Origin of the sequence: Bradyrhizobium stylosanthis (assembly GCF_001641335.1) — a bacterium.
GTDB lineage: Bacteria > Pseudomonadota > Alphaproteobacteria > Rhizobiales > Xanthobacteraceae > Bradyrhizobium > Bradyrhizobium stylosanthis.
Genome location: NZ_LVEM01000002.1, coordinates 733,165 through 756,544, shown reverse-complemented (window position 1 = coordinate 756,544; position 23,380 = coordinate 733,165). Strand labels below are relative to the sequence as shown.

At 65.2% G+C, this 23,380-nt stretch carries 17 protein-coding genes; 10 read left to right on the top strand and 7 right to left on the bottom strand.

What is annotated here, in order from left to right; translation table 11 throughout:
* The first annotated feature begins 26 nt into the window (after window positions 1-26).
* Together A7X65_RS15510 and A7X65_RS15505 are read left to right on the top strand one after the other, a co-directional pair.
* Window positions 27-2,243: an acetate--CoA ligase family protein gene (locus A7X65_RS15510; RefSeq protein ID WP_063686194.1), complete on the top strand. Its 2,217-nt coding sequence runs from the start codon at window positions 27-29 to the stop codon at window positions 2,241-2,243.
* 152 nt (window positions 2,244-2,395) lie between these two features.
* The gene (locus A7X65_RS15505; protein WP_063686192.1) at window positions 2,396-3,217 is read left to right on the top strand and encodes an MlaD family protein; all 822 of its coding nucleotides are present in this window, start codon (window positions 2,396-2,398) and stop codon (window positions 3,215-3,217) included.
* Between the two features lie 219 nt (window positions 3,218-3,436).
* Here the strand turns inward: A7X65_RS15505 and A7X65_RS15500 are convergent, their stop codons facing one another.
* The 3 genes from A7X65_RS15500 to A7X65_RS15490 all read right to left on the bottom strand — a co-directional run bounded on the left by A7X65_RS15500 (window position 3,437) and on the right by A7X65_RS15490 (window position 9,202).
* On the bottom strand, window positions 3,437-6,529 hold the full coding sequence (locus A7X65_RS15500; RefSeq protein WP_245323562.1) for an autotransporter outer membrane beta-barrel domain-containing protein: 3,093 nt from the start codon (window positions 6,527-6,529) through the stop codon (window positions 3,437-3,439).
* A gap of 285 nt (window positions 6,530-6,814) precedes the next feature.
* Complete coding sequence (locus A7X65_RS15495) at window positions 6,815-8,317, bottom strand: flavin-containing monooxygenase (protein ID WP_063686188.1); 1,503 nt, start codon at window positions 8,315-8,317, stop codon at window positions 6,815-6,817.
* A 126-nt stretch (window positions 8,318-8,443) separates the two neighbouring features.
* Window positions 8,444-9,202 carry a S1 family peptidase gene (locus tag A7X65_RS15490; protein ID WP_063686187.1) on the bottom strand — a complete coding sequence of 253 codons (759 nt, stop codon included), beginning with the start codon at window positions 9,200-9,202 and terminating at the stop codon, window positions 8,444-8,446.
* Between the two features lie 104 nt (window positions 9,203-9,306).
* On the opposite strand from A7X65_RS15490, the gene A7X65_RS15485 reads away from it, so the two are divergent.
* A complete protein-coding gene (locus A7X65_RS15485; protein ID WP_063686185.1) occupies window positions 9,307-9,942 on the top strand; it encodes an HAD-IA family hydrolase in 636 nt (211 codons plus the stop codon).
* A 94-nt stretch (window positions 9,943-10,036) separates the two neighbouring features.
* Here A7X65_RS15485 and mtnA read toward each other — a convergent pair whose 3' ends face one another.
* From mtnA to A7X65_RS15470, 3 genes are all read right to left on the bottom strand, one after another.
* Window positions 10,037-11,143, bottom strand: coding sequence for an S-methyl-5-thioribose-1-phosphate isomerase (gene mtnA, locus A7X65_RS15480; protein WP_063686183.1), 1,107 nt, complete (start codon window positions 11,141-11,143; stop codon window positions 10,037-10,039).
* 30 nt (window positions 11,144-11,173) lie between these two features.
* A complete protein-coding gene (locus A7X65_RS15475; protein WP_063686181.1) occupies window positions 11,174-12,049 on the bottom strand; it encodes an S-methyl-5'-thioadenosine phosphorylase in 876 nt (291 codons plus the stop codon).
* Window positions 12,050-12,300: 251 nt separating this feature from the next.
* Entirely contained in the window at window positions 12,301-12,573 is a 273-nt protein-coding gene (locus tag A7X65_RS15470) for a phosphopantetheine-binding protein (protein WP_063686179.1), read from the bottom strand.
* Window positions 12,574-12,924: 351 nt separating this feature from the next.
* Here A7X65_RS15470 and A7X65_RS15465 point away from each other — a divergent pair, with 351 nt between their 5' ends.
* From A7X65_RS15465 to A7X65_RS15435, 7 genes are all read left to right on the top strand, one after another.
* Window positions 12,925-14,142 carry an acyl-CoA dehydrogenase family protein gene (locus tag A7X65_RS15465; protein ID WP_063686176.1) on the top strand — a complete coding sequence of 406 codons (1,218 nt, stop codon included), beginning with the start codon at window positions 12,925-12,927 and terminating at the stop codon, window positions 14,140-14,142.
* A gap of 40 nt (window positions 14,143-14,182) precedes the next feature.
* Window positions 14,183-15,163, top strand: coding sequence for an amino acid--[acyl-carrier-protein] ligase (locus A7X65_RS15460; RefSeq protein ID WP_063686174.1), 981 nt, complete (start codon window positions 14,183-14,185; stop codon window positions 15,161-15,163).
* 106 nt (window positions 15,164-15,269) lie between these two features.
* On the top strand, window positions 15,270-16,145 hold the full coding sequence (locus tag A7X65_RS15455) for a hypothetical protein (RefSeq protein WP_063686172.1): 876 nt from the start codon (window positions 15,270-15,272) through the stop codon (window positions 16,143-16,145).
* 355 nt (window positions 16,146-16,500) lie between these two features.
* Entirely contained in the window at window positions 16,501-19,368 is a 2,868-nt protein-coding gene (locus A7X65_RS15450; protein ID WP_063686170.1) for a PAS-domain containing protein, read from the top strand.
* 202 nt (window positions 19,369-19,570) lie between these two features.
* The gene (locus A7X65_RS15445; RefSeq protein WP_063686168.1) at window positions 19,571-20,545 is read left to right on the top strand and encodes a tripartite tricarboxylate transporter substrate binding protein; all 975 of its coding nucleotides are present in this window, start codon (window positions 19,571-19,573) and stop codon (window positions 20,543-20,545) included.
* A gap of 182 nt (window positions 20,546-20,727) precedes the next feature.
* Window positions 20,728-21,213: a tripartite tricarboxylate transporter TctB family protein gene (locus tag A7X65_RS15440; RefSeq protein WP_063686166.1), complete on the top strand. Its 486-nt coding sequence runs from the start codon at window positions 20,728-20,730 to the stop codon at window positions 21,211-21,213.
* Window positions 21,214-21,216: 3 nt separating this feature from the next.
* Complete coding sequence (locus tag A7X65_RS15435) at window positions 21,217-22,725, top strand: tripartite tricarboxylate transporter permease (protein WP_063686164.1); 1,509 nt, start codon at window positions 21,217-21,219, stop codon at window positions 22,723-22,725.
* A 148-nt stretch (window positions 22,726-22,873) separates the two neighbouring features.
* On the opposite strand, the gene A7X65_RS15430 is transcribed toward A7X65_RS15435, so the two are convergent.
* Complete coding sequence (locus tag A7X65_RS15430) at window positions 22,874-23,338, bottom strand: MarR family winged helix-turn-helix transcriptional regulator (protein ID WP_063686162.1); 465 nt, start codon at window positions 23,336-23,338, stop codon at window positions 22,874-22,876.
* Window positions 23,339-23,380: the final 42 nt, after the last annotated feature.

Sequence of the window (23,380 nt, the reverse complement as noted above, 5' to 3'; positions counted from 1 at the left end):
ATAAGAACAACAGGTGAGGTCACGCCATGGAAGCCCATGTGTCTGCTGCGTCCGCGTCCCGTCCATGGTCTCCGCCGCCGGGCGCCAGCGACATCGTCAAGCGCATCCATGCCATGCTGCACCCGCACAACATCGTACTGGTGGGCGCGACCGACAAGCCCGGCAATTATGCCGAGCGCATCTGGAACAATCTGGTCAAATACGGTTTCGAGGGCGGGCTCTATCCGATCAACGCCAAACGCGAAAGCATCTGGGGCGTCACCTGCTACAGGGACTTCGCGAGCCTGCCGGAAAAGCCGGATCATGTGCTGGTGCTGGTGCCCGCACGCTTCGCCGTGCAGGTGATCCGCGACGCGGCAGCGGCCGGCGCGCGCTCGGCCACCATCGTCACCTCCGGCTTCAGCGAACTGCAGGATGACGAGAGCCAGAGGCTCGCCGCCGAATTGCAGGCGGCGATACGCGAGACGGGCCTCGCCGTCACCGGGCCGAACTGCCTCGGCAATCTGAGCGCCGGCGAGAAGCTTTTCACCAATATCGACGACCGCATCGTCACCATGGAACAGGGCGCGGTGGCGATCGCGGGCCAATCCGGCGCCATCGTCATGGCGATCCGCCAGGCGCTGGAGGATCGCGGCGTCGGGGTCGGCTACATGGTGACCACAGGCAACGAAGCCGGGCTCGAGACGCCGGATTTGATGCGCTATTTCGCAGAAGATCCAAGCGTCAGGGTGATCGTCGTCTACCTCGAAGGCGTGCGCAACACCAAGGCGTTCCGCGATGCCTGCAAGGCGGCACGCGCCGCCAGCAAGCCGGTGATCGCGCTCAAGCTCGGGGCGTCCGAGGGCGGCCGCGCCGCGGCGATGGCACACACCGGCGCGCTGGCGGGCTCGATCGAGACGTTCGACGCCATCGCAACGCGTGAGGGCGTGATCCGCGTCGGCGGGCTCGACGAGCTGATCGAGACAACGGAATGCTTCGTCCACTCGGCCGTGCCGAAAGGCGACCGGCTTGCAGCCGTCACACTATCAGGCGGCAAGCGCGGCATGCTGCTGGATGCCTTCTATGCCGAAGGCCTGAACTTCGCGCCGCTGAGCCCCCATGTCGGCTCGGAGCTCGCAAAAATGCTCGGGCCGGGCTCGATCGTCGGCAATCCCCTCGACGCCGGCTTTGCCGCGGTGGTCGATCCCTCCGTCTACATGAAGTCGATCAAGCTGATGATCGATGATCCCGATATCGACATCGTGATCGTCGATGCCGAGCTGCCCAAGGCGCCGCACGAGCTGCGCGAGCGGAACTTGCGCATCGTCAACGACATGGCGAGCGGGGCCGGCAAGCCCGTGATCTATATCAGCGCGATGTCGATCGGCTTCACCGACTTCACCAAGGGCTTGCGCAAGTCACTCCCTCATCTCGCGGTGATGCAGGGCATGGACCGCGCGGTTACCGCGATCAAGTCGCTGCTCGAGTACGCGAAGCTGCGCAAGGAAGTGCCCGACATCGTCTCCTCATCGAAGCCTGCCGCACGTGCCGTACTGGAGAAGGCTCTGAAATCGGCGAACGGTGCGGCGCTCGACGAAGTCGCCTCGAAGAAGCTGCTGAAAGCCTATGGCATCCCGATCTCCAAGGAGGCGATCGCGCAGACCGCGGCAGAGGCCGCGAAGATCGCCAAGCAGATCGGCTTCCCGGTCGTGGCTAAAGTGGTCAGCGCCGAGATCCTGCACAAGTCCGACATCGGCGGCGTCGTGCTGAACCTCAACAGCGCGGCCGAGGTGAAGAAGGCCTTCACCGACATTTCCGCGCGGGTGGCCAAGCTGAAGGGCAAGCCGAAGCTCGACGGCATCCTGGTCGCGCAGCAGGTCAAGGCCGATCTCGAGCTCGTGGTCGGCGCCTCGCTCGACGCCGAAATGGGTCCGGTCGTGCTGTTCGGCACGGGCGGCATCGACATCGAGCTGATGAAGGACGTCGCACTTGCCGGCGCACCGCTGGACGAGGCCGAAGCGCGGCTCCTGATCGGCCGCACCAAGGCCGGCATCAAGATGCGCGGCTATCGCGGCAAGCCGGCCTTGCACGAGGCCTCCGCGGTGAAGGCGCTGGTCGGCCTGTCCAACCTGATCGCGGATGCCGGCGACCGGATTGCATCGATCGACATCAATCCGTTCCTGATCAACACCAAAACGGGCGTGGCCGTCGATGCGCTGATCGTGCTGAACAATGCCGCGGCGAAACGCGCGGCGGGACATTGAGACCGCAGGGCGTAGGGTGGATTAGCGCAGCGTAATCCACCAATCCGGTTCATCCGCGCCAGAGGGGTTGGCGGGTTACGCTTCGCTAACCCGCCCTACGTACCATTGCGGCCTTCTTCCAACTTCCCCACTTTGGCCGTAGACTCAGCCCCATGGCACGCGCGAGCAATCTTGTGATCGGTACGGCGACGCTGGCGGTGATCGCCGTGGCGTTCGGCGGCGTGCTTGGCGTGCAGAAATGGCGCACCATCCAGAGCCGCAGCCAGTTGCGCGTGGTGTTCGAGGGCGGCTCCGCCAGCGGCCTGCGCCGCGGCGGGCCGGTCAATTTCGACGGCGTGCCTGCGGGCCAGATCCTGTCGATCAAGCTGGACAGCCCGCGCCGGATCGTGGCGTTGGTGATGCTCGACAACGCCGCGCCGATCCGCAAGGACACCGTCGCGGGCATCGAGTTCCAGGGGCTCACCGGCGTTGCCGCGATCTCGCTGATCGGTGGCGCGCCTTCCGCGCCGCCTGTGCCGCTGGATGTGGACGGCATCCCCGTGCTGACCGCCGATCTCAGCGACGCCGAATCCATCGTCGACACCCTGCACAGCGTCGACCGCACCATCGTCAGCAACGCGCCCGCCATCAAGGAGGGCCTGCGCACGTTCGAGACCTACACCGCCGATCTCAGGAGCAAGGGCGGCGAGATCGATTCCGTGATGGCCAAGGTCGACAGCGCCTTTGCGGGATTCGACAAGGCGGTCACCAAGATCGAAAGCGTGGTCCCCGGCTTCGTCAACGGCAAGGCCGACGAGCTGTTCGAGAAGGTGCAGGACCTGCACGAGCTCGCCGACACCATGAAGAAGAAATCGGCGACCTATCTCGAGGAGATCCGCCGCTCGCTGCTCGACGTCAGCGAGACCGCGAACAAGATGGCCGGCACGCCCCTGCCGCCGCGGCCACCGCGCCAGCCCGAGCAGAAGAAGCGGTGATGCTCACCCTCCCCTGGAGGGAGAGGGTCGATCGCATATCAACGTTGGCAACGTCTGACTGCACGCCTCGTCCTTCGAGACGACCGCTTCGCGGTCTCCTCAGGATGAGGCTAAGCGGCATCGTGCTCCTCAAAACTGTTGCCACACATTCCGGCCTCATCCTGAGGAGCCCGCCAAAGCGGGCGTCTCGAAGGATGGCCGCAGGAACCGTAACGCTCCTCACCACGCGTAGCGGAGGACGCCCTTGCCGGCGTAGGAGCGCGTGACGTTCGAGAACTCGCCCTCGAAGGTCGCCGACGCGGACCAGCCGTTCATCCAGTTCATCTGTACCGACGCCGTGGTCAGCGCGGAATCGCGCGCCTGGGCGGCGCCGTTCACGACGAAGACCGAACCCGGCAGCGTCTGGAACACCGCGCCGACGGTGCGATCCGGATTGAAGTCATGCGCCCAGGCAAGGCGTCCGCGCAGCGTCATCACGCCGCCCGCCGCCGCGAATGACCTGTCCGCACGCAGGCCGAGCTCGGTGCGGGTGCTGGTCACGTCCTTGGCGGCATAGTTGAGCGCAAAGGTGTTGTTGCCGACGACGGCGAACTCCGAATAGTTCGGAAGGCTGAACATGGTGGCCTGGGCGGCGGCATAGGTCGTCAGGCCGATCCACTGGGTCGCATAGCGATAGCCGCCCTCGACGCGGCCCGAGAACGCGTTGGCGTTGAACTGCGCGCGAAGCTGATCAGTGCCGGCGGCGGTGACGATGCGGTTGGTCGTGACATCCTGCCAGCCATAGGCGAGCGCGGCGGTGATATAGGCCGGTCCCGCATTGTGACGCACGAAGGCGCCGGCCTGGAACAGGTCGGAGCGGCCCCAGCCGAGCCCGTTGACGTTGAAGCCGGTGCCGCCGCCGGCCAACGCAAAGCCTGCGATCGTCGACGGCGAGAAGCGATAGTCGAGGCCGACGGCCGTACCGTAGACGCTGCTGCTGCTGGCGTTGGAGCCGAGGGCCGTGTTGCCGTCCGTGGTCTGCGAGCCGCCATAGCCGGCCGCCCACACATCCCAGCGTTGATCGAATGTCGCAGCCGGCGCCTTGCGGTAGATCGAGGCGAACGCATCGCGCGCGCTTCCGTCACGTGCACGCTTGCCGGTCGACGCATAGGCATCCGCCTCGTCGGCCAGCGGCGTCGCCCCGGATGCACCGCTGCGCCCCGAACCGAAGACGTCGGTCAACAGGCTCATGAACAGGTTCATCGCATTGAACGTCGTCTGCTGCGATCCCGTGCCGGATTCGCCGGAGGCCTGCGTGAGACCGGCCGGCGAGAGATTGGCGAGCGCCACCGGCAGGCTGCCGGTGCTGTTAAAGTGATTGGTCAGGACGTTGGCGACGTTCTGCTGGTTGACGTTGAGGCCGGTGCCGTAGCTCAACGACAGATCGAGGAAGACGTTGCTCGGATCGTAGCTGAGGACCGCCTTCAGGTTCGGCGAGAGCCCGGCAACGACGGGATTGAACGTATCGGGGAGCGTCGTCGCCGTCAGGATCGTGTAGTGCTTCGCGATCGAGCCGGTCGGCACGACCACGACCGTTGCGCCGCCGAGCGTCGCCGTACCCGTCACGACCGCGAGGCCGTTGCTGGCGCCCGAAACCTGCACCATGTAGCTCGACGCGGACGTGAAGCTGAGATCGCCCGATACGGTGAGCGTGCCGGTCGGATTGCCCGGCGCCAGCGTGCCGCCATTGACGCTGGTGGTGCCGACCGTGCCGACGCCGCCGAACGTGCCGCCGCTCGCGATGGTCACCGTGCCGTTGATGGTGCCGGCGAGCAGCAGCGTGCCGCCGAGCACGTTCCAGTCCTGATTGCCGGTGCCGGTCACGGTCCAGGTCGAGCTGTCGACCTTGTTGAAGGTCGAGAAGCCGTCGTACTGGAGGGCGGTGCCGATCAGGTCGAGACTGAACGTGTCCTTGCCGGTGCCGCCGAGCTGGAACGTGTCCGTGCCGGCGCCGAGCACGGCGCCGTTGATGACGCTGCCCGGGCCGAGCGTGAGCGTGTTCGGACCGCAGCTGCAGAACTCGATCGCGGCGAAGCCGGTCGCAGCGTTGATGGTGCCGGAATTGAAGACGCTGCCGCCGCCGCTCACGGTGATGCCGATACCGCTGGCCCCGACGGTGATGGTGCCGGTGTTGACCACCTGATTGGTGGTGCTGAAGTTACTCACGTCGATGCCGACGCCGGCAGCGCCGACGGTGATCGTGCCGGTGTTGGTGACGACGTTGGAATCGCCCAACGCCAGGATGCCTTCGGCAAAATCGCCGCCGGTGATCCGTCCGCTGTTGGTGACCGTGGCGGACGATCCGTTATAGGCGATACCGGCGCCGCCGACACCGACATTGATCGTGCCGCTCTGGCTGATCACCGCCCGGTCGCCCTGTGCCGAGATGCCCGCCGATCCGCTGTCACCCGCGGTGATCGTGCCGCCGTTGGTCACCTTGGCATCGTCACCCTGCACGGCAATGCCGACGCCAAGATCGCCGGCCGTGATGGTGCCGAAATTACTCGCGGTCTGGGCGTCGCCAGCCATGAAGATGCCGGCTGCATTCTGTCCGACCGTAATCCTGCCGGTGGCCGTGTTGGTGACCGTGTTGTTGTTGCCGACGACGAGAATGCCGCCGGAGAAGCCGCCGGAATCGCCGACCGTGATGGTGCCGGCATTGATCACGGTCGCGCCGCCTACCGCAAAAATGCCGCGTGCATCGTCGCCTCCGGTGATCGTACCCGTCGCGGTATTGGTGATCGTGTTGTTCTGACCCGAGAAGACACCCGCGCCCCCCGCGCCGACGGACAGCGCACCGCTGTTGGTGACCGTGTTGTTGTCGTTGACCCAAATCGCGGCGCCGTTATCGCCGGTCGTGATCGTTCCGGCATTGGCGACCGTGTTGTGGTCGATCACCTGGATGCCGAGGCCGCTGTCGATCACGGTGATGATGCCGTTGTTCGTCACCGTGTTGAAATTTCCGGCGCCGATGCCGGTCAGGCCTGAGCCGGCGGAGAGCGTGCCGTTGTTGGTGACCGTGCTGGAATCGTTGACGCCGATCGAGACCGCCCCGTTATCGTTCACGATCGCGCCGGAGAGCACGTTGACATTGAGGCTGTCGACGCCGACCCCGGCCTGAAAGCCGTCCGTATCAGTGCCGCTGCAAGTGACGGTCTGGCCGCTGGTGGCGGGATCGGGCGCGCAGAGCGCGTTGGCCGGTGTCGTGCAAAGGCAGAAGCCGACGAAGACGGCCGATACGCCTGCAATCGACGCAGCAACGGATCGGTGCAATCGATCCTGCCGCCACCATGGCCCCACGCCCTGCACCTCGCACCCCCAATTCCCAGCAATTTCGCCGGGGAACTTAGGTCATGACGAGGTTCCGTAAAACTACGGCGCCTCCGAAATGCGTCCGTTTGGCGCACAACCGAGGCAGAATCCGACGGCCATGTTGCAACCGGGCCACGTTTTGCGGCGACACTCGTTGCAACTTTTTCCTGAATTAATGCGTCCTGGGTCTCGCCATGACGACGGTAGAGCGTAGGGCGGTCGCAGCCGCCCTACACAATACTTCCTTCAGCCGTAGACGAATGCCTTGTCGTCCAGGTCCGTCTTCGGGATCTCGTCCTTCTCGGTCCAGTAGTCCTGGCTGTGCTGCCATTCCGGCTTGTCGCCGCGCTTGGGCAGCAGGTTCATGTCGCGCATGATGTAGCCCGGATTGAAGTTTTCCGGATCGATCCAGGGCAGGATCGGCATGTTGTGGTCTTCGGAGCGCAAGCTCACCTCAACCTTCTTCTTGCCCTTCGCCTTCATGTGGCCGAGCAGCCGGCAGACGAAATCGGCGACGAGATCGACGCGCAGCGTCCAGCTGGCACGGAAATAGCCGAACACCCAGACCATGTTCGGCACGCCGGTGAACATCATGCCGCGATAGGTGACGGTGTCGCCGAAAGCGAGCGGCTTGCCGTCGATCTCGAACGCGATGTCGCCGAGCGCTGCAAGATTGAAGCCGGTCGCGGTGACGATGACATCCGCTTCCAGCACATGGCCCGATTTGAGCTGGATGCCGTTCTCGACAAAGCATTCGATCTCGTCGGTGACGACGGAAGCCTTGCCGCTGGCGATGCCCTTGAACAGATCGGCATCGGGCACGAAGGCGATGCGCTGCCGCCACGGACGATAGCTGGGCGTGAAGTGCTTCTCGACGTCGTAGTCCGGACCAAGCACCGCGCTGATCTGGCCGATCAGCTCCTTCTTCACCCCTTCCGGATTGGACAGGCAGAGCTTGGTGAAGGCGTCCTGCTCGAACAGGATCTTTCGCCGCACGATCTCGTGGATCCAGGCATCGTCGACCTGGAGCCGGCGGAGTTCCTCTGCGATCTCGATGGCGTTGCGGCCGAGCCGGAAATAGGTCGGCGAGCGCTGCAGCATGGTGACGTGCGCGCATTTGTCGGCAATGTTCGGCACCAGCGTCGCCGCGGTCGCGCCCGAGCCGATCACGACGACCTTCTTGTTCGTGAGATCGATGTCATCCGGCCAGGTCTGCGGATGGACGATGCGGCCCTTGAAGCGATCGGTGCCCTTCCATTCCGGCGTGTAGCCTTCCGAATGGCGGTAATAGCCCTGGCACATCCAGAGGAAGTTCGCGGTGAAGGTTTTTGCTTCGCCGGTGTCTGTCGTCGTCGCCTCGATCGTCCAGAGGTTCTGCTCGCTCGACCAGCTCGCCGAATTGATCTGATGCTTGTAGCGGATGTGCCGGGCGATATCGTTATCGTCGATCACCTCCTTCATATAGGAGAGGATTTCTTCCGCGGTCGCGATGGGGGGCCCGACCCAGGGCTTGAAGCTGTAGCCGAAGGTGTGCAGGTCGCTGTCGGAGCGAATGCCGGGATAGCGATGTGTGGACCAGGTGCCGCCGAACGTTTCCTGCGTCTCCAGGATCACGTAGCTCGTGCCCGGAAGCTGCTTGTTGATGTGGTAGGCGCTGCCGATGCCGGAGATGCCGGCGCCGACGATCAGCACGTCGAAATGTTCCGAGGCCTGCTTGGTGGTGGCGTGACTGCGAACAGCGACATTCATTGTTGCTTCTATGCCTTGCTTGTTTTTTGTGGCCGTCCTTGACCGGACGGCGCGTTTCCTCCGCGACGGGCATGATCACCCATCGCGCTTCCGCTTCAAAATGACATAGATCAAGTCGCCGTCAAATCACAGCGCCGCACCCCAGCTCCGCGCGGTCTGCAAAATCCAGTCGCGATAGAGCGTGAGTGGCGTGACACCGGTCAGGCCGCCGCAACCTGCGGCGCCATTCGGTCCAGTGGACCAACTGATGAGGCCGACCAGCATCGTGCCGTTCGGCTTGTCTTCGAACACGGGCCCGCCGGAATCGCCGGTGCAGGCGCCAATTCCATCACGAACTCCGTTGGTTACGGGATCGACCAGACGGATCTGGAGCGTGCCGGGCTGCCCTGTGGCGACGAGACCGGCAACACGCGTCGCGCCGCCGCTCTTGCCGTCGCCGCGCACGGTGACGCCGATACCGGCGATGACGAACCGGCTGCCGACCTGGATCGGTATGGCCGGTGTACCGACCGGCACTGTCGATTTTCCCTTCAGTGGAATTTCCAGTTGCAGCAGCGCCACGTCGGCGGTGGCGCGATGCGCCTGCATCGCCTGCATGTTGAAGCTTGGATGAATCGCGACCGTGCGCACATTCAGCAATTGCGGTGCGCCGTCGGCGCCGCGATCGACGATCTTGTAGTCGGCGCCGGGCTGCACGCAGTGGGCGACCGTCAGCACCAGTTTTGGCGCGATCAGCGTGCCGGTGCAGAAATTGCCGCGCGAGCCGACGATGGTGACGACGGCACGCGCGACGCCATCGGCCTGCGGCGTGCCGCCGCCGACGATGGCGTAAGCGGGGGTGGCGAGCAGCAGCGCGGCTGCGACGAGCATTGCAGGCTTCTTCATGGGAACACGCTTCGGCCTCGGTGGAAACGACGGGCTGCTTCGGACTGGCCCTTGCCGATAGCGCATGCTAGCCCTCTTGGAAAGGAATTGACGGGGACAGGATTGTGGCGACCGAGGCGGTGATCTTTGATTTTGGCGGCGTGCTGACGAGCTCGCCGTTCGAGGCGTTCACACGGTTCGAGACCGAGCGCGGCCTGCCCGCCGACATCATCCGGCGCACCAACGCCGCCAACCATCTCGAAAACGCCTGGGCCAAGTTCGAGCGCGCCGAGGTCGACATCGAGACCTTCGACAAGCTGTTCGCGGCGGAATCACTCGCGCTTGGCGCCGAGGTCCGCGGACGCGAGGTGCTGCCGCTGCTCCAGGGCGATCTCCGCCCCGGGATGGTCGAAGCCTTGAAGCGCATCAAGGCGCAATTCAAGACCGGCTGCATCACCAACAATCTGCCGGCCAACGCGATCGGCAGCATGACCGGGCGCTCGCTCTACGTGGCCGAGGTGATGGTGCTGTTCGACCACGTCATCGAATCCGCCAAGATCGGCCTGCGCAAGCCCGATCCGCGCATCTATCAATTGATGGTCGAGACACTGAAGGTCGATCCGAAGAACTGCGTCTATCTCGACGATCTCGGCGTGAACCTGAAGCCCGCGCGCGAGATGGGCATGACCACGATCAAGGTGACGAGCGGCGCGCAGGCGATTACGGAGCTCGAGGCGGCGACGGGGCTGAAGCTGACCTAGTTCGCAAATGCCGTAGGGTAGGCAAAAGCGCAGCGTGCCCACCACTAGCATATGGCGGGCACGGCGCTTCGCGCCTTTGCCCACCCTACGAGACCTACTTCGCCGTAGCAGTGACTCGCTCGGGAAAGGCCGCCGCCAGCGCGGCGCGATCCGGCTTCAGGACACCGCGCTCCGTAATCAGGCCGGTGACGAGACGTGCCGGCGTCACGTCGAAGGCGTAGTTCGCGACCGGCGAGTTCTCCGGCACGATGCGCACCGTCTCCAGCCTGCCATCCGCGGTACGGCCGGTCATATCCGTGACCTCGACGCCGCTGCGCTGCTCGATCGGAATGTCGCGGATGCCGTCATTCACGGCGAAGTCGATCGTCGGCGACGGCAGCGCGACGTAGAACGGCACGCCGTTGTCATGCGCGGCGAGCGCCTTGAGATAGGTGCCGATCTTGTTGCAGACGTCGCCATTGGCGGCGACGCGGTCGGTGCCGACGATGGCGAGATCGACCATGCCGTGCTGCATCAGGTGTCCGCCGGTGTTGTCGGGGATTACCGTGTGCGGCACGCCGTGATGGCCGAGTTCCCAGGCGGTGAGCGAGGCGCCCTGGTTGCGCGGGCGGGTCTCGTCGACCCAGACATGGACCTTGATGCCGCGCTCATGTGCCAGATAGATCGGCGCGGTGGCGGTGCCCCAGTCGACGGTGGCGAGCCAGCCGGCATTGCAATGGGTCAGCACGTTGACCGTCTCGCCCGGCTTCTTCGCCGCGATCGCCTCGATCAGCGCAAGGCCGTTGCCGGCGATGCCGCGGTTGATCTCGACGTCCTGCTCGACGATCTCGTCGGCGCGCGCATAGGCGGCTTCCGCCCGCTCCAGCGGATCGATCGGCGCGAGCGCCGTGCGCATCTCGTCCAGCGCCCATTTCAAATTGATCGCGGTCGGCCGCGCCACGACGAGCGTCTCGTAGGCGCGCTTCAGGCCGGCGTCGGAGGAATCCTCGCGCATCGCAAGCGCCATGCCATAGGCCGCGGTTGCGCCGATCAGCGGCGCGCCGCGCACCAGCATGTCGCGGATCGCGACGGCGGCATCTTCGCACGAGGTCAGGCGCGCGATGACGAACTCATGCGGCAGCCGGCGCTGGTCGATCGCACCGACCGACCAGCCGTCGCGCTCGCGCCAGATGCTGCGGAAATGCTTGCCGTCGACCTTCATGGCATTCTGCCTTTTTGTCTCTCTTGCGTCTCAACCGCGTAGGATGCGCCCGGCCACCGCATCGAGCTTTTTCAGCAGCTCGGGATCGCGCGCCTCGGGCGCGGTGATCAGCGCGGTGTCGAGCGCGCGGTCCGAGCCGATGGGGCACGGTTCGTGCTCGCGCGGAAAATCCTTCGCCAGCCGCGCCACCAGGGCCTTGGCCTTGTCGGCGTTCGAGGTCAGCACGCGGATGATGTCCTGCACGGTGACGGCGTCGTGGTCGGGATGCCAACAATCGAAGTCGGTCACCATCGCGACGGTGGCGTAACAGATCTCGGCTTCGCGGGCGAGTTTTGCCTCGGGCATGTTGGTCATGCCGATCACGGAATAGCCCGATGTCTTGTATGTCATGCTCTCCGCATAGGTGGAGAACTGCGGCCCCTCCATGCAGACATAGGTGCCGCCGCGCGCGATCGCGAGGCCTTCGGCTTCGGCGGCCGCGGCGAGGTGAATGCGCAAGCGCGGCGACACCGGATGCGCCATCGAGACGTGCGCGACGCAGCCTCGGCCGAAGAACGAGCTCTCGCGCTTGTGCGTGCGGTCGACGAACTGATCGACGAGAACGAAGGTGCCGGGCGGCAGCTCTTCCTTGAACGAGCCGCAGGCCGACAGCGAGATCAGGTCGGTGACGCCGGCCCGCTTCAACACGTCGATATTGGCGCGATAGTTGATGTCGGAGGGCGACAGCCGGTGGCCCTTGTCGTGCCGCGGCAGGAACACGATCGGCAGGCCGGCGATGGAGCCGCGCCGCAGGGGAGCCGACGGCTCGCCCCAGGGGCTCTTGATCACCTCTTCGTGTGCGCCCTCGAGGCCCGGCAGATCGTAGATGCCGGATCCGCCGATGATGCCCAATACCGCCTGCGCCATGCCTGCTCCACCCTGTCCGTCACGTGCGACATGGTTAAGCTATGCCAGCTTTGGGGCAGATTTGGAACGGGGGTGCAGGGATGTGGGGTGCGCAGATGCGCTGCCACCCACTCGTTGTCGTCCCGGCGGAGGCCGGGCCCCATAACCACAGGGCGTAGTTTGACGAAGAGTGGTCGTTCAGTACTGCTACAATCCGCGATCGATAAATCACGCGGTATGGGTCCCGGCTTCCGCCGGGACGACAGCCGAAACTACGCCGCCGTCGCCAGCCGCAGCTGCGTCGCGACCATGCGCTCGAGCGTCTCGACGGATTGGAAATTCTCCGGCGTGATCTCGGACTGCGGGATGGTGAAGTCGAACTCGGCTTCGACGCCGAGCATGAGATTGACCATGTCCATCGAGGTCAGGCCCGCGTCGACCAGCTTGGCGGACGGGGTGACGTCGGCCGGCAGCGAGTTCTGCGTGAGGATGCCCTTCACCAGCTTGATGACGCGATTGCGCAATTCGGTATCGAAGGCCTGCATCGGTAAATTCCCATTTGTTTGGTCGGACCGAACTGCCGGTTACGATGGGCAGGGACGGCCGATCCCGCAATGGGCGTCACCATTAACTCGCGTTTCTTAGTAAACGATGACTCAGATTGTCTGGAATTCCGGCTTCTTCCAGATCCCTAACGCGATCGCGGAAAATCCTGCGGTGCGAAAAACCGGGCTTTAACTGTCCATTTGGAATTGGACTTCGTTTACCCTCTATTTGATCGACGAATTTGAATTAAATCCGTAGCCTCGTCTCACAAGCAAAGATGGCCGGAGATCGCTTGCGCGCATCGCGAATGATGCCGGCGGTCCTGAACGGCGAACCGGAGGCGGACGAGTATGAACGTGCGTGAAGCGGTCCTCACTGTCGACGAAACGCAGACGAGTTTTCTCGAGCAGGGTCCTTCCCTGATCGAGCGCGCCGCCCGGACCGCCGCCGCGGCCGCAGCCGACGCAGACGGCGTCGATCGCGACGCCCGCTTCCCGCATAAAGCCTTCGACATCGCACGCGAGCAGAAGCTGCTCGGCGTGATGATCCCCGTCGAGTTCGGCGGCTTCGGCGCCTCGATCCACGACGTCACCGACATCTGCTACACGCTCGGACGCGCCTGCGCTTCCACGGCGATGATCTACGCGATGCACACGACCAAGGTCGCTTGCGTCGTCAGGCACGGCCACGGCATTCCCTGGATGGAAACGATGATGCGCCGGGTCGCGCGCGACCAGTGGCTGCTCGCCTCCTCCACCACCGAAGGCCAGAACGGCGGCAACATCCGCGCCAGCGCGGCCGCGGTCGACCATGCCGGCGACACCGTCTCGCTGGTGCGCGACGCCACCGTGATCTCCTACGGTGCCCAGGCCGACGGCCTCGTCACCATCGCCCGCCGTGCCACCAGCGCCGCGGCTTCCGACCAGGTGCTGCTGGCACTCGCCAAGGACGACTATTCGCTGAAGCAGACGCAGGGCTGGGAAACCTTGGGCATGCGCGGCACCTGCTCGACCGGCTTCGAGCTGAAGGTCGACTGCCCCGCCGACCGCGTCTTCCCGGAGGCCTACGACAAGATCCACGCGCAGACCATGACGCCGTTCGCGCATCTGTGCTGGTCGTCGGCCTGGGCCGGCATCGCTGCCGCCGCGGTCACGCGCGCGCAGGCTTTCATCCGCAAGGCGGCCCGCACTTCGGGCGGGCAGATGCCCCCGGCCGCCGCGCATTTCACCGCCGCCAAGATGTCGCTCGCCAAGCTGCGTGCGCTGATATCGGCCAATATCGACGCCTTCTCCCGCGCCGAGCATGACGAGCGCGCGCTGAGTTCGCTCGACTTCCAGTCCTCGATCACCCTTCTGAAGGTGCAGGCCTCCGAGCTCGCGGTCGAGACCGTGATGCATGCGATGCGCACCGCCGGCCTGTCCGGCTACCGCAATGACGGCGAGTTCACGATGGGCCGTCACCTGCGCGACGTGCTGTCGTCGCCGATCATGATCAACAATGACCGCATTCTGGCCAACGCCGCGACCTCGACGCTGATGAGCGGCGTGCCGTCGAGCCTTCGTGACTAAAACAACAAGAACAGATTTTCAGATAGCAGGACATCATCCCATGAATATTGCCGTCCTTCCCGACTCGCCGACGACCGCGCCGCAGATCGTTGATCCGCTCGATCATCTCGCCGACAAGCTGTTCCACCGCATGGGCTCGGATGGCGTCTACGCCCGCACCGCGCTCTATGAAGGCATCGTCGAGAAGCTAGCCGCGCTGATCACCAGCCATCGCGAAGCCGGCACCGAGGCGCTGCGCTTTCCGCCGGTGATGAGCCGCGCGCAGCTGGAGAAGTCCGGCTATCTCAAGAGCTTTCCGAACCTGCTCGGCTGCGTCTGCGGCCTGCACGGCACCGAGCGCGAGATCAACGCCGCCGTGAGCCGCTTCGATGCCGGCGGCGACTGGACCACGTCGCTGTCGCCGGCCGACCTCGTGCTGTCGCCCGCCGCCTGCTATCCGGTCTACCCCATCGCGGCGAGCCGCGGCCAGCTGCCGAAGGGCGGCCTGCGCTTCGACGTCGCGGCCGACTGCTTCCGCCGCGAGCCGTCCAAGCATCTCGACCGGCTGCAATCGTTCCGGATGCGCGAATATGTCTGCATCGGCACGCCCGATGACGTCGCCGATTTCCGCGAGCGCTGGATGGTGCGTGCGCAGAAAATCGCGACCGACCTCGGCCTGACCTTCCGCGTCGACTATGCCAGCGATCCCTTCTTCGGCCGCGTCGGCCAGATGAAGGCGGTGAGCCAGAAACAGCAGCAGCTCAAGTTCGAGCTCCTGATCCCGCTGCGCTCGGAAGAGCAGCCGACCGCCTGCATGAGCTTCAACTATCATCGCGAGCATTTCGGCACGACCTGGGGCATCCAGGACGCCAATGGCGAGCCGGCTCACACCGGCTGCGTCGCCTTCGGCATGGACCGCCTGGCCGTCGCCATGTTCCACACCCACGGCACCGACCTCTCCGCCTGGCCCGCCAAGGTGCGGGACATGCTGGGCCTGCAGCCGCAGGTCGCGGCCGACGCCCATGGCGAAGGCTGGCGCTAGCGCATTCGGCGGACCGCATAGCGAAACGCGCGAAGCGGTCTTCCGGAAACATAATGCTGAAACGTTAGATCAGACGAGGCCGACCATTTCCACGGGCAAGACGAGCGTGATCCATACCAAGGTCCGTTGCCGCGAGATCACCGAGTCCGACGTCGAGAAGATCGCGGACTTGCTGACGCGCGGCTTCGTCGGCCGCTCACGCGAATACTGGATGCAGGGCCTGCGCCGGCAGGCCTTCCGGCCTGTGCCGGAGGGTTATCCGCGCTTCGGCTACATGCTCGACAATGACGGCGAGCCCGTCGGCGTGCTGCTGCTGATCTACACGACGCGGAAGCACGGCGAAGAGACCGCCATCCAGTGCAATCTGTCGAGCTGGTATGTCGACCCGGCCTACCGCAACTACGCGCCGTTCCTGACCAAGGTCGCGCAGCGGCACAAGGACGTCACCTATCTCAACATCAGCCCGGCGCCGTGGACCTGGCCGATCATCGAGGCCCAGGGTTTCCGCAATTACTGCCGCGGCATCTTCTTCTCGGTGCCTGCGCTGGCGCGCGCCCCGCGCTGGAGCAAGATCGAGGTGATCTCCCAGCACGCCAAGACGATCGACGGGCTCTCTCCGGACGAGACCGAGATCCTGACGCGGCATGCGCGCTACAACTGCCTCAGCGTCGTCTGCCGCACGCCGAAGGGAACGTTCCCCTTCATCCTGCAACCGGTGCGCATCCGCCGCGGCTTCATCGCGCCGCCCGCGATGAAGCTGATCTACTGCCGCAGCGCCGCCGAATACGCCGAGTGCGCCGGCCGCATCGGCCGGCTGCTGCTGCGGCTCGGCAAGATCGCGGTGGCCGTCGACGCCAACGGCCCAATTCCCGGCCTCGCCGGTATTTATACGGAGCGGCGCGGCCGCAAATATTTCAAAGGCCCGCACCGGCCGCAACTCGGCGATCTCACCGACACGGAGCTGGTGCTGTACGGGCCGTAGGTTATCCCATTGTCTCCGTCGTCCCGGCGAAGGCCGGGACCCATACCGCGTGATCCATCCTTCGGTACAGGTGTTGGTACCGACGGAGAGCCTCTTCACCAACAGTCTTCGCCAGACCTCTCCCTGTGGTTATGGGTCCCGGCCTTCGCCGGGACGACACCGAACTTGTTGCGCACTTCAGCCAACTCTGGCTTGCAGGCCGCGCAGCACTCGCGCGCGCGAAGCGATCTCTCTCCATCGCAAGTCACCCTCCGTAAACTAACGCGCTTAAGGGAATTTTCCCGCCTCTTCGCTACGCTCGGTAGAGGAATTACGTTGCGTTAAGTCTATTGCCCGCCGAGATCACGCCGATCCCATGACGTCGACCTGCGACAACGAGCTTGGTGCAAGCCGCGAGCAGGGCCCGCAGGCCCTGGTTGCGCTGAGTCAGCTTGCGCTCGATCGCATGGAGCAGGGCGTCTGCGTCTACGACGCCGACAACAGGATCGTGCTGGTCAACCAGCGTTACCTCAGCCTGTTCGACATGTCGGACGATGTTGTGCACGTCGGCACCAGCTATCGCGAAGTGCTGGAGCACAGTGCGATGCGCGGCAACTTTCCGGAGAGCGAGATCGACGCGCTGTATTCGGCGCGGATCGCGCAGATCGCTGGCGGCAAACCGTTCCGAACCGAGCAGCGACTGGCGAGCGGCCTCGTGATGTCGCTGGAGTTGAAGCCGCTTCCAGGCGGCGGCTGGATGACGATCTGCGACGACGTCAGCCGCCTTGCCCGGCTCGAAGCCGAATTGCGCGTGCAGACGGAACGCAGCCAGCATGCGCTCTCCAACATGTCGCACGGCCTCATCATGTATGACGCCGATAGCCGCGTCGTGGTCTGCAACGAGCGCTTCCTGAAGCTCTACAATCTCGACCCCGCGATCGTGAGGCCCGGCATCACGCACGATGCGGCCATCGAACACTGGCTCTCGCGCGGCAACCTGCCGGGCGTACCGGCCGACGAATTCCGCAGCACCAGGCTCGAGGACGTGCGCGACAGGAAGGCGAAAACCCTCCTGGTCATGCGCTACGACGGGCGGATGGTACAGGCGGTCTCCCGCTTCCTCCCCGACGGCGGCTGGGTGACGGTGCATGAAGACGTCACCGAACGGCTGCAATACGAGGAAACGCTCAGGCAGCAGAACTTCATCCTCGACGCGGCGCTGGAGAACATGGCGCACGGGCTCGCCTTCTACGACAGCGACATGCGCCTGCGCGTCTGCAACACCACCTACCGCACGATCTACCACCTGTCGCAGGAGGAGACCCGGCCCGGCACGCATCTCGGCGAGCTGATCGAGCGCTCGATGACAAACGGCGCGTTCGCTTCGGAATACAGCCCGCAGCAGATCCTCGAAGCCGCCCGCGCGCGGATCGCGAGCCGCGACAGCTCGCCGATGCGCCGGCGCATGTCGAACGACACCGTGATTTCGGTCCGCTATTGCGCGCTGGCCGAGGGTGGCTTCGTCGCCACCTACGAGGACATCACCGAACGCGAGCACGCGGTCGAGGAGCTGAGTGAGCAATATCGGCGCTTCGACGCCGCCCTGAACAACATGAGCCAGGGTCTGTGCATGCTCGATTCGAGCCTGCGCGTGATCGTCTGCAATCGCCGCTATATCGAGATGTACGGGCTGTCGCCCGACGTGGTGAAGCCCGGCGTCTCGATGCGCGAGATCATGGAGCATAGCTGCGAGCTCGGCATCCACCCGAACACCACGGCCGCGAAGATCTATGCCGACTATGTCGAGCGGCTGCGCGAGGGAGAGCACACGCTGCACCGTCACTTGAGCGACGGCCGCATCATCAAGCTCAATCACAAGCGGATGGAGCATGGCGGCTGGGTCGTCACCTATGAGGACGTCACCGAGCGCCACAAGGCCCAGGCCCGCGTCGCGCACATGGCGCGGCACGATTCCCTGACTGACCTGCCCAACCGCACCCTGTTCCGCGAGAAGATGGGCGAGGGGTTGAACCAGGTCGCGATCGCCGGCGGCGCGATGGCGGTGCTGTGCTTCGACCTCGACAATTTCAAGACCGTCAACGACCGCCTCGGCCATGCCGCCGGCGACCGGCTGCTGCGCTGGGTCGCTGCGCGCTTGAAGGAAAATGTCGGCGAGCACGACACCGTCGCGCGCCTCGGCGGCGACGAATTCGCGGTTCTGCAGCGCGGTCCGCAGCCGCAGTCGGCCGAACGACTCGCCCGCCGCTTGGTCGAGATCATCGGTCATCCGCCGCCGCTGGAGAGCCAGGCGATCCATGTCGGCGTCTCCGTCGGCATCGCGATCGCACCCGATCACGGCCTGGACGCCGACGAACTGATGAAGTGCGCCGATCTCGCGCTGTACCAGGCCAAGGCCAAGGGGCGCGGCGCCTACCAGCTGTTCGAGCCCGAGATGGAGGAAGAGGCGCGCAGCCGGCACGCGCTGGAGCACGATCTGCGCGGTGCACTGGAGTCCAACCAGTTCCATCTGGTGTTCCAGCCGCAGATGCGGCTGGATTCGTCCGAACTCACCGGCTTCGAGGCGCTGCTGCGCTGGAAGCATCCGTCGCGCGGCTTCGTCTCACCCGCCGAGTTCATTCCGATCGCGGAAGAGAACGGACTGATCGTCCCGATCGGTGAATGGGTGCTGCGCACGGCCTGCGCCACCGCGGCCTCCTGGCCCGACGTCACCGTCGCCGTGAACCTCTCGCCGGTGCAATTCCGCTCCCGCGGGCTGGTGGCGCTGGTCACGAGCGCGCTGGCGGAAGCCGGCCTGCCGCCGCAACGGCTCGAGCTCGAGGTCACCGAGACGGCGCTGCTCGACGACAGCGAGGCGACCATCGAGATCCTGCACCAGCTCCGCGCGCTGGGGGTGCGCGTCAGCCTCGACGATTTCGGCGTCGGCTATTCCTCGCTGAGCTATTTGCGCAAGTTTCCGTTCGACCGCATCAAGATCGACCGCTCCTTCGTCGGCACGCTCGGCGAAAGCCCGGAGAGCGTCGCCATCGTCCGCACCATCGCCAGCCTCGGCTCCGTGCTCGGCGTCGAGACCACGGCCGAGGGTGTGGAGACCGAGGAGCAGCTCGACTTCGTGCGCGAATGCGGCTGCACCGCGGTACAGGGCTATTATTTCGGCAAGCCCTGCCCGACGGCCGAGGTCGGCCGCACCATCGAGGCGCTGAGCGCGGTCCGGCGCGTGGCGTAAGGTCTTTCGGGCCTCAAATTCCGCCTCTCGGCACGTCTGCAAACGACCAATTGTCGCACGTCGCGTTTCCGCGGGGATCGGCGCCGCACTCCTGCGCGCGACCTGCGCAATGCGCTTTTCTTCCCCGGTGATTTCGGGGACAATCCCCTCATAACAATGAGAAACGGCGGTCCAGCGAGACCGCTGCGAGGGAGGTGTTTAGATGTCGCGATACGGGCTGAAGACGATTGCCTTTGCCGCCATGCAAGCCGCGGGCATATTGCTCGCAACGGCCGCCGGCGCGCAGGACTATCCCAGCAAACCCATCACGCTGATCGTGCCGTGGCCGGCCGGCGGATCGACCGACATCTCCATGCGCGCGATCGCCGACAGCGCCTCGAAAGTGCTGGGGCAGCCGATCGTGATCGACAACAAGGCCGGCGGCGGCGGCACGGTGGGTCCCGCGACCATGGCGGCGGCTGCCAAGCCCGACGGCTACACCATCGCGCAGATCCCGATCACGGTGTTCCGTCTGCCCCTGATGCAGGAAGTGTCGTGGGATCCGGCCAAGGACTTCAGTTACATCATTCACCTCACCGGCTACACGTTCGGCGTGACCACCAGCGCGGAGTCGCAGTTCAAGTCCTGGAAGGACGTGGTCGACTTCGCGAAGGCCAATCCGGGCAAGGTGACCTATGCGACGCCGGGCACCGGCACCTCGCTCCATATCGGCATGGAGCAGATCGCGGCGATGTCCGGCATCAAGCTCACGCAGGTGCCGTTCAAGGGTGGCGCCGAGACCAACGCTGCGGTGCTCGGCCAGCACACGATGTTGCAGGCGGATTCGACGGGATGGCGGCCGCTGGTCGATGCCGGCAAGCTGAAGCTGCTGATGGTGTGGACGGGCGCGCGGTCGCCGAACTATCCTGACGTGCCGACGCTGAAGGAGCTCGGCTATCCCATGGTCTACGATTCCCCGTTCGGCGTCGCGGGCCCGAAGGGCATGGATCCGAAGATCGTCGCCAAGCTGCACGACGCCTTCAAGAAGGCCGTCGAGGACCCCGCGGTGATCGCCACGCTCGCCAAATACGACATGGTGCCGAACTACAAGAACACCGAGGACTACAAGAAGTTCGTCGTCGAGGTCACCGAATCCGAGCGCAAGGTGATCGACACGCTCGGGCTGGCGAAGAAGTAGGGGCCGAGCTGCTTGTGTCCCGGACGCGCTGCAGCGTGCAACGCTGCTGCGCAGAGCCGGGACCCATCTGCTTCGCCCCCACTGATGGGCCCCGGCTCTGCAGCGCACCGCGATAGCACGTCGAAGACGTGCGTGAACGCACTTAGGGCGCTGCGCCGCGTCCGGGGCACGAGAGAGAATCGATGACCAACCAAACCAACGTCAAACTCCGCCTCAACAATTCCGAGCTCTGGGGCGGGCTGATCGGGCTGGCGCTCGGCGGCTTCGTGATCTGGCAGGGGCTGAAGCTCAAGCTCGGCACCATCAACGATCCCGGCTCCGGCTACGTGCTGTTCTACACGGGCATCCTGATGTGCGTGTTCGCGACCTCCATCATCGTCTCGGCGATCACCGAGGGCGGGCCGACGTTGGCCTCGCGCTGGGAGAATGTGCGCTGGAGCAAGCCGCTGCTCGTCATCGCGTGCCTCACGGCGTTCTCCTTCGCGCTGGAGCCGTTGGGCTTCCTGCTGTCGTCGATCCCGCTGATGCTGCTCCTGCTGCGGCTGATCGATCCCGTGCGCTGGACGCTGGCGATCCCGATCGCCGTGCTGGTGCCGACGGGCATGTGGTGGGTGCTCAAGCGGCTGCTGCTGATCCAGCTGCCCTCCGGCCTGTTCGGGATCGGCTGACCCATGGATACGCTCGCCAATGTCGCCCATGGTTTCGGCGTCGCGCTGACCGGGATCAACCTGCTTTATTGTTTCATCGGCGTCTTCATCGGTACGCTGGTCGGCGTGCTGCCTGGCATCGGGCCGATCTCGGCGATGTCGTTGCTGTTGCCCGTGACGCTATCGGGCACGCCGGAATCCGGCATCATCATGATGGCCGGCATCTACTACGGCTCGATGTATGGGGGATCGACGACCTCGATCCTGGTCAACATTCCCGGCGAAGCGGCCTCCGTCGTCACCTGCATCGACGGCCACCAGATGGCGAAGCAGGGCCGCGCGGGCCCCGCGCTCGGCATCTCCGCCTTCGGCTCCTTCATCGCCGGCACCTTCGCGCTGGTCGCCTTGATGCTGGTGGCGCCAAGACTTGCCAGCATCGCGATCGCGTTCGGCCCGGCCGAGTATTTCAGCCTGATGGTGCTCGGCCTCGTGGTGCTCACCTTCCTCACGCAAGGCTCGATGCCGAAGGCGCTGCTGATGGCCTGCATCGGCGTCGTGCTCGGGCTGATCGGGCTCGACAGCATCACGGCGCAGCCGCGTCTCACCTTCGGCCGCATGGAGCTGATCGACGGTATCGGCCTCGTGCCGGTGGTGATGGGCCTGTTCGGTGTCGCCGAGGTGCTGCTCAACACCGAGCAGGCGATCAAGCGCGACATCATCAATGCCAAGATCACCCAGCTTCTGCCCAATAAAGAGGACTGGCAGGCGAGTGCCGGCCCCGTGACGCGCGGCACCCTGCTCGGCTTCCTGCTCGGCATTCTGCCGGGCGGCGGCGCGGTCGTCGCCTCGTTCGCGTCCTATGCGCTCGAGAAGCGGCTGTCGAAAACGCCGGAGCGTTTTGGTCACGGCGCGATCGAGGGCGTCGCGGGCCCCGAATCCGCCAACAACGCCGCCGCCGGCGGCGCGTTCATTCCGCTGATGACGCTGGGCATCCCGCCGAACGTGGTGATGGCGCTGCTGCTCGGGGCCTTCGTCATCCACGGCCTGCAGCCGGGCCCGCTGCTGATCACGCAGAACCCCGGCCTGTTCTGGGGCATCGTCGCCAGCATGTATATCGGCAACGTCATGCTGCTGATCCTGAACCTGCCGATGATCGGCATGTGGGTGCAACTGCTCAAGCTGCCCTACAACATCCTCTTCCCCCTGATCATCCTGTTCACGATCCTGGGCGTCTATTGCTCCAGCAACAACGTGTTCGACGTCTATGTGATGATCGCCTTCGGCATCATCGGCTATTTCATGCGCAAGCTCGGCTACGAGCCGGCGCCCCTGGTGCTCGCCTTCGTGCTCGGGCCGATGCTGGAGAACAATCTGCGCAAGTCGCTGATCCTGTCGCAGGGCGACCTCTGGACCTTCGTGCAGCGGCCGATCTCGGCGGCGTGCCTGGCGCTCGCGCTGGTGCTGCTGATCGCGCCGCTGCTGCCGTCGCTGCGCAAGAAGCGCGAGCTGGTGGCATTGGACGAGGGGGCGTAGCTTCGTAGGGTGGATTAGCCTGCGGCTGCGCGAAGCGCAGTCCGCTGGTGTAATCCACCTCTTCTCTCCATGCGGATAGCAAAGTGGTGGGTTACGCCTTCGGCTAACCCACCCTACGGCGCCTGCGCGAGGAGCGCGGGCGGCGCAATCACCCCTCGCCGCTCCCCTCAAGCCGGCCGCGCAGCGCGCCGATCACGCGATGCGCCGTCTCGATCTCCTTCACCGACAAGCCGTCCGCGAGGCCGTTGACCCATGGGGACTGCAAGCGGCCGGCGGCATCGTAGACCTGCCTACCCCTGTCGGTGAGCACCACGAGTTGCGCCCGGCGGTGATGCGGATTGGTCTCGAACGCGACGAGGCCATCGCGCTCGAGGTCGTTGACGATGCGCTGCACGTTCTGGCGGTTGGCACCGAGATTGCGCGCCAGCCAGGCCACCGGCTCCGGGCGCTCGGCATCGACGATCGCCCCCAGGATCTGCCAGCGCGCGCTGGTGAGGCCGAGCGAGGCGACCAGCCGGTCGCCGGCGGTCAGCAGCAGGCCGTTGGCCCGGAACAGGTCGAGGATGAAGCCGGTCAGGGCCTCGCCGGCCGGGGTCCGCTTGGTTCTGGTCATTTGTAATGATTGCCCTATATTGACATCATAATGTCAATTATC

Excerpts from the sequence above, each read along its gene's own strand:
- mtnA (WP_063686183.1), bottom strand. The coding sequence starts at position 11,143 with ATGAAGGTCGACGGCAAGCATTTCCGCAGCATCTGGCGCGAGCGCGAC.
- A7X65_RS15465 (WP_063686176.1), top strand. The coding sequence starts at position 12,925 with ATGAACGTGCGTGAAGCGGTCCTCACTGTCGACGAAACGCAGACGAGT.
- A7X65_RS15490 (WP_063686187.1), bottom strand. The coding sequence starts at position 9,202 with ATGAAGAAGCCTGCAATGCTCGTCGCAGCCGCGCTGCTGCTCGCCACC.
- A7X65_RS15495 (WP_063686188.1), bottom strand. The coding sequence starts at position 8,317 with ATGAATGTCGCTGTTCGCAGTCACGCCACCACCAAGCAGGCCTCGGAA.
- A7X65_RS15440 (WP_063686166.1), top strand. The coding sequence starts at position 20,728 with ATGACCAACCAAACCAACGTCAAACTCCGCCTCAACAATTCCGAGCTC.
- A7X65_RS15435 (WP_063686164.1), top strand. The coding sequence starts at position 21,217 with ATGGATACGCTCGCCAATGTCGCCCATGGTTTCGGCGTCGCGCTGACC.
- A7X65_RS15470 (WP_063686179.1), bottom strand. The coding sequence starts at position 12,573 with ATGCAGGCCTTCGATACCGAATTGCGCAATCGCGTCATCAAGCTGGTG.
- A7X65_RS15510 (WP_063686194.1), top strand. The coding sequence starts at position 27 with ATGGAAGCCCATGTGTCTGCTGCGTCCGCGTCCCGTCCATGGTCTCCG.
- A7X65_RS15445 (WP_063686168.1), top strand. The coding sequence starts at position 19,571 with ATGTCGCGATACGGGCTGAAGACGATTGCCTTTGCCGCCATGCAAGCC.
- A7X65_RS15505 (WP_063686192.1), top strand. The coding sequence starts at position 2,396 with ATGGCACGCGCGAGCAATCTTGTGATCGGTACGGCGACGCTGGCGGTG.
- A7X65_RS15460 (WP_063686174.1), top strand. The coding sequence starts at position 14,183 with ATGAATATTGCCGTCCTTCCCGACTCGCCGACGACCGCGCCGCAGATC.
- A7X65_RS15475 (WP_063686181.1), bottom strand. The coding sequence starts at position 12,049 with ATGGCGCAGGCGGTATTGGGCATCATCGGCGGATCCGGCATCTACGAT.
- A7X65_RS15430 (WP_063686162.1), bottom strand. The coding sequence starts at position 23,338 with ATGACCAGAACCAAGCGGACCCCGGCCGGCGAGGCCCTGACCGGCTTC.
- A7X65_RS15450 (WP_063686170.1), top strand. The coding sequence starts at position 16,501 with ATGACGTCGACCTGCGACAACGAGCTTGGTGCAAGCCGCGAGCAGGGC.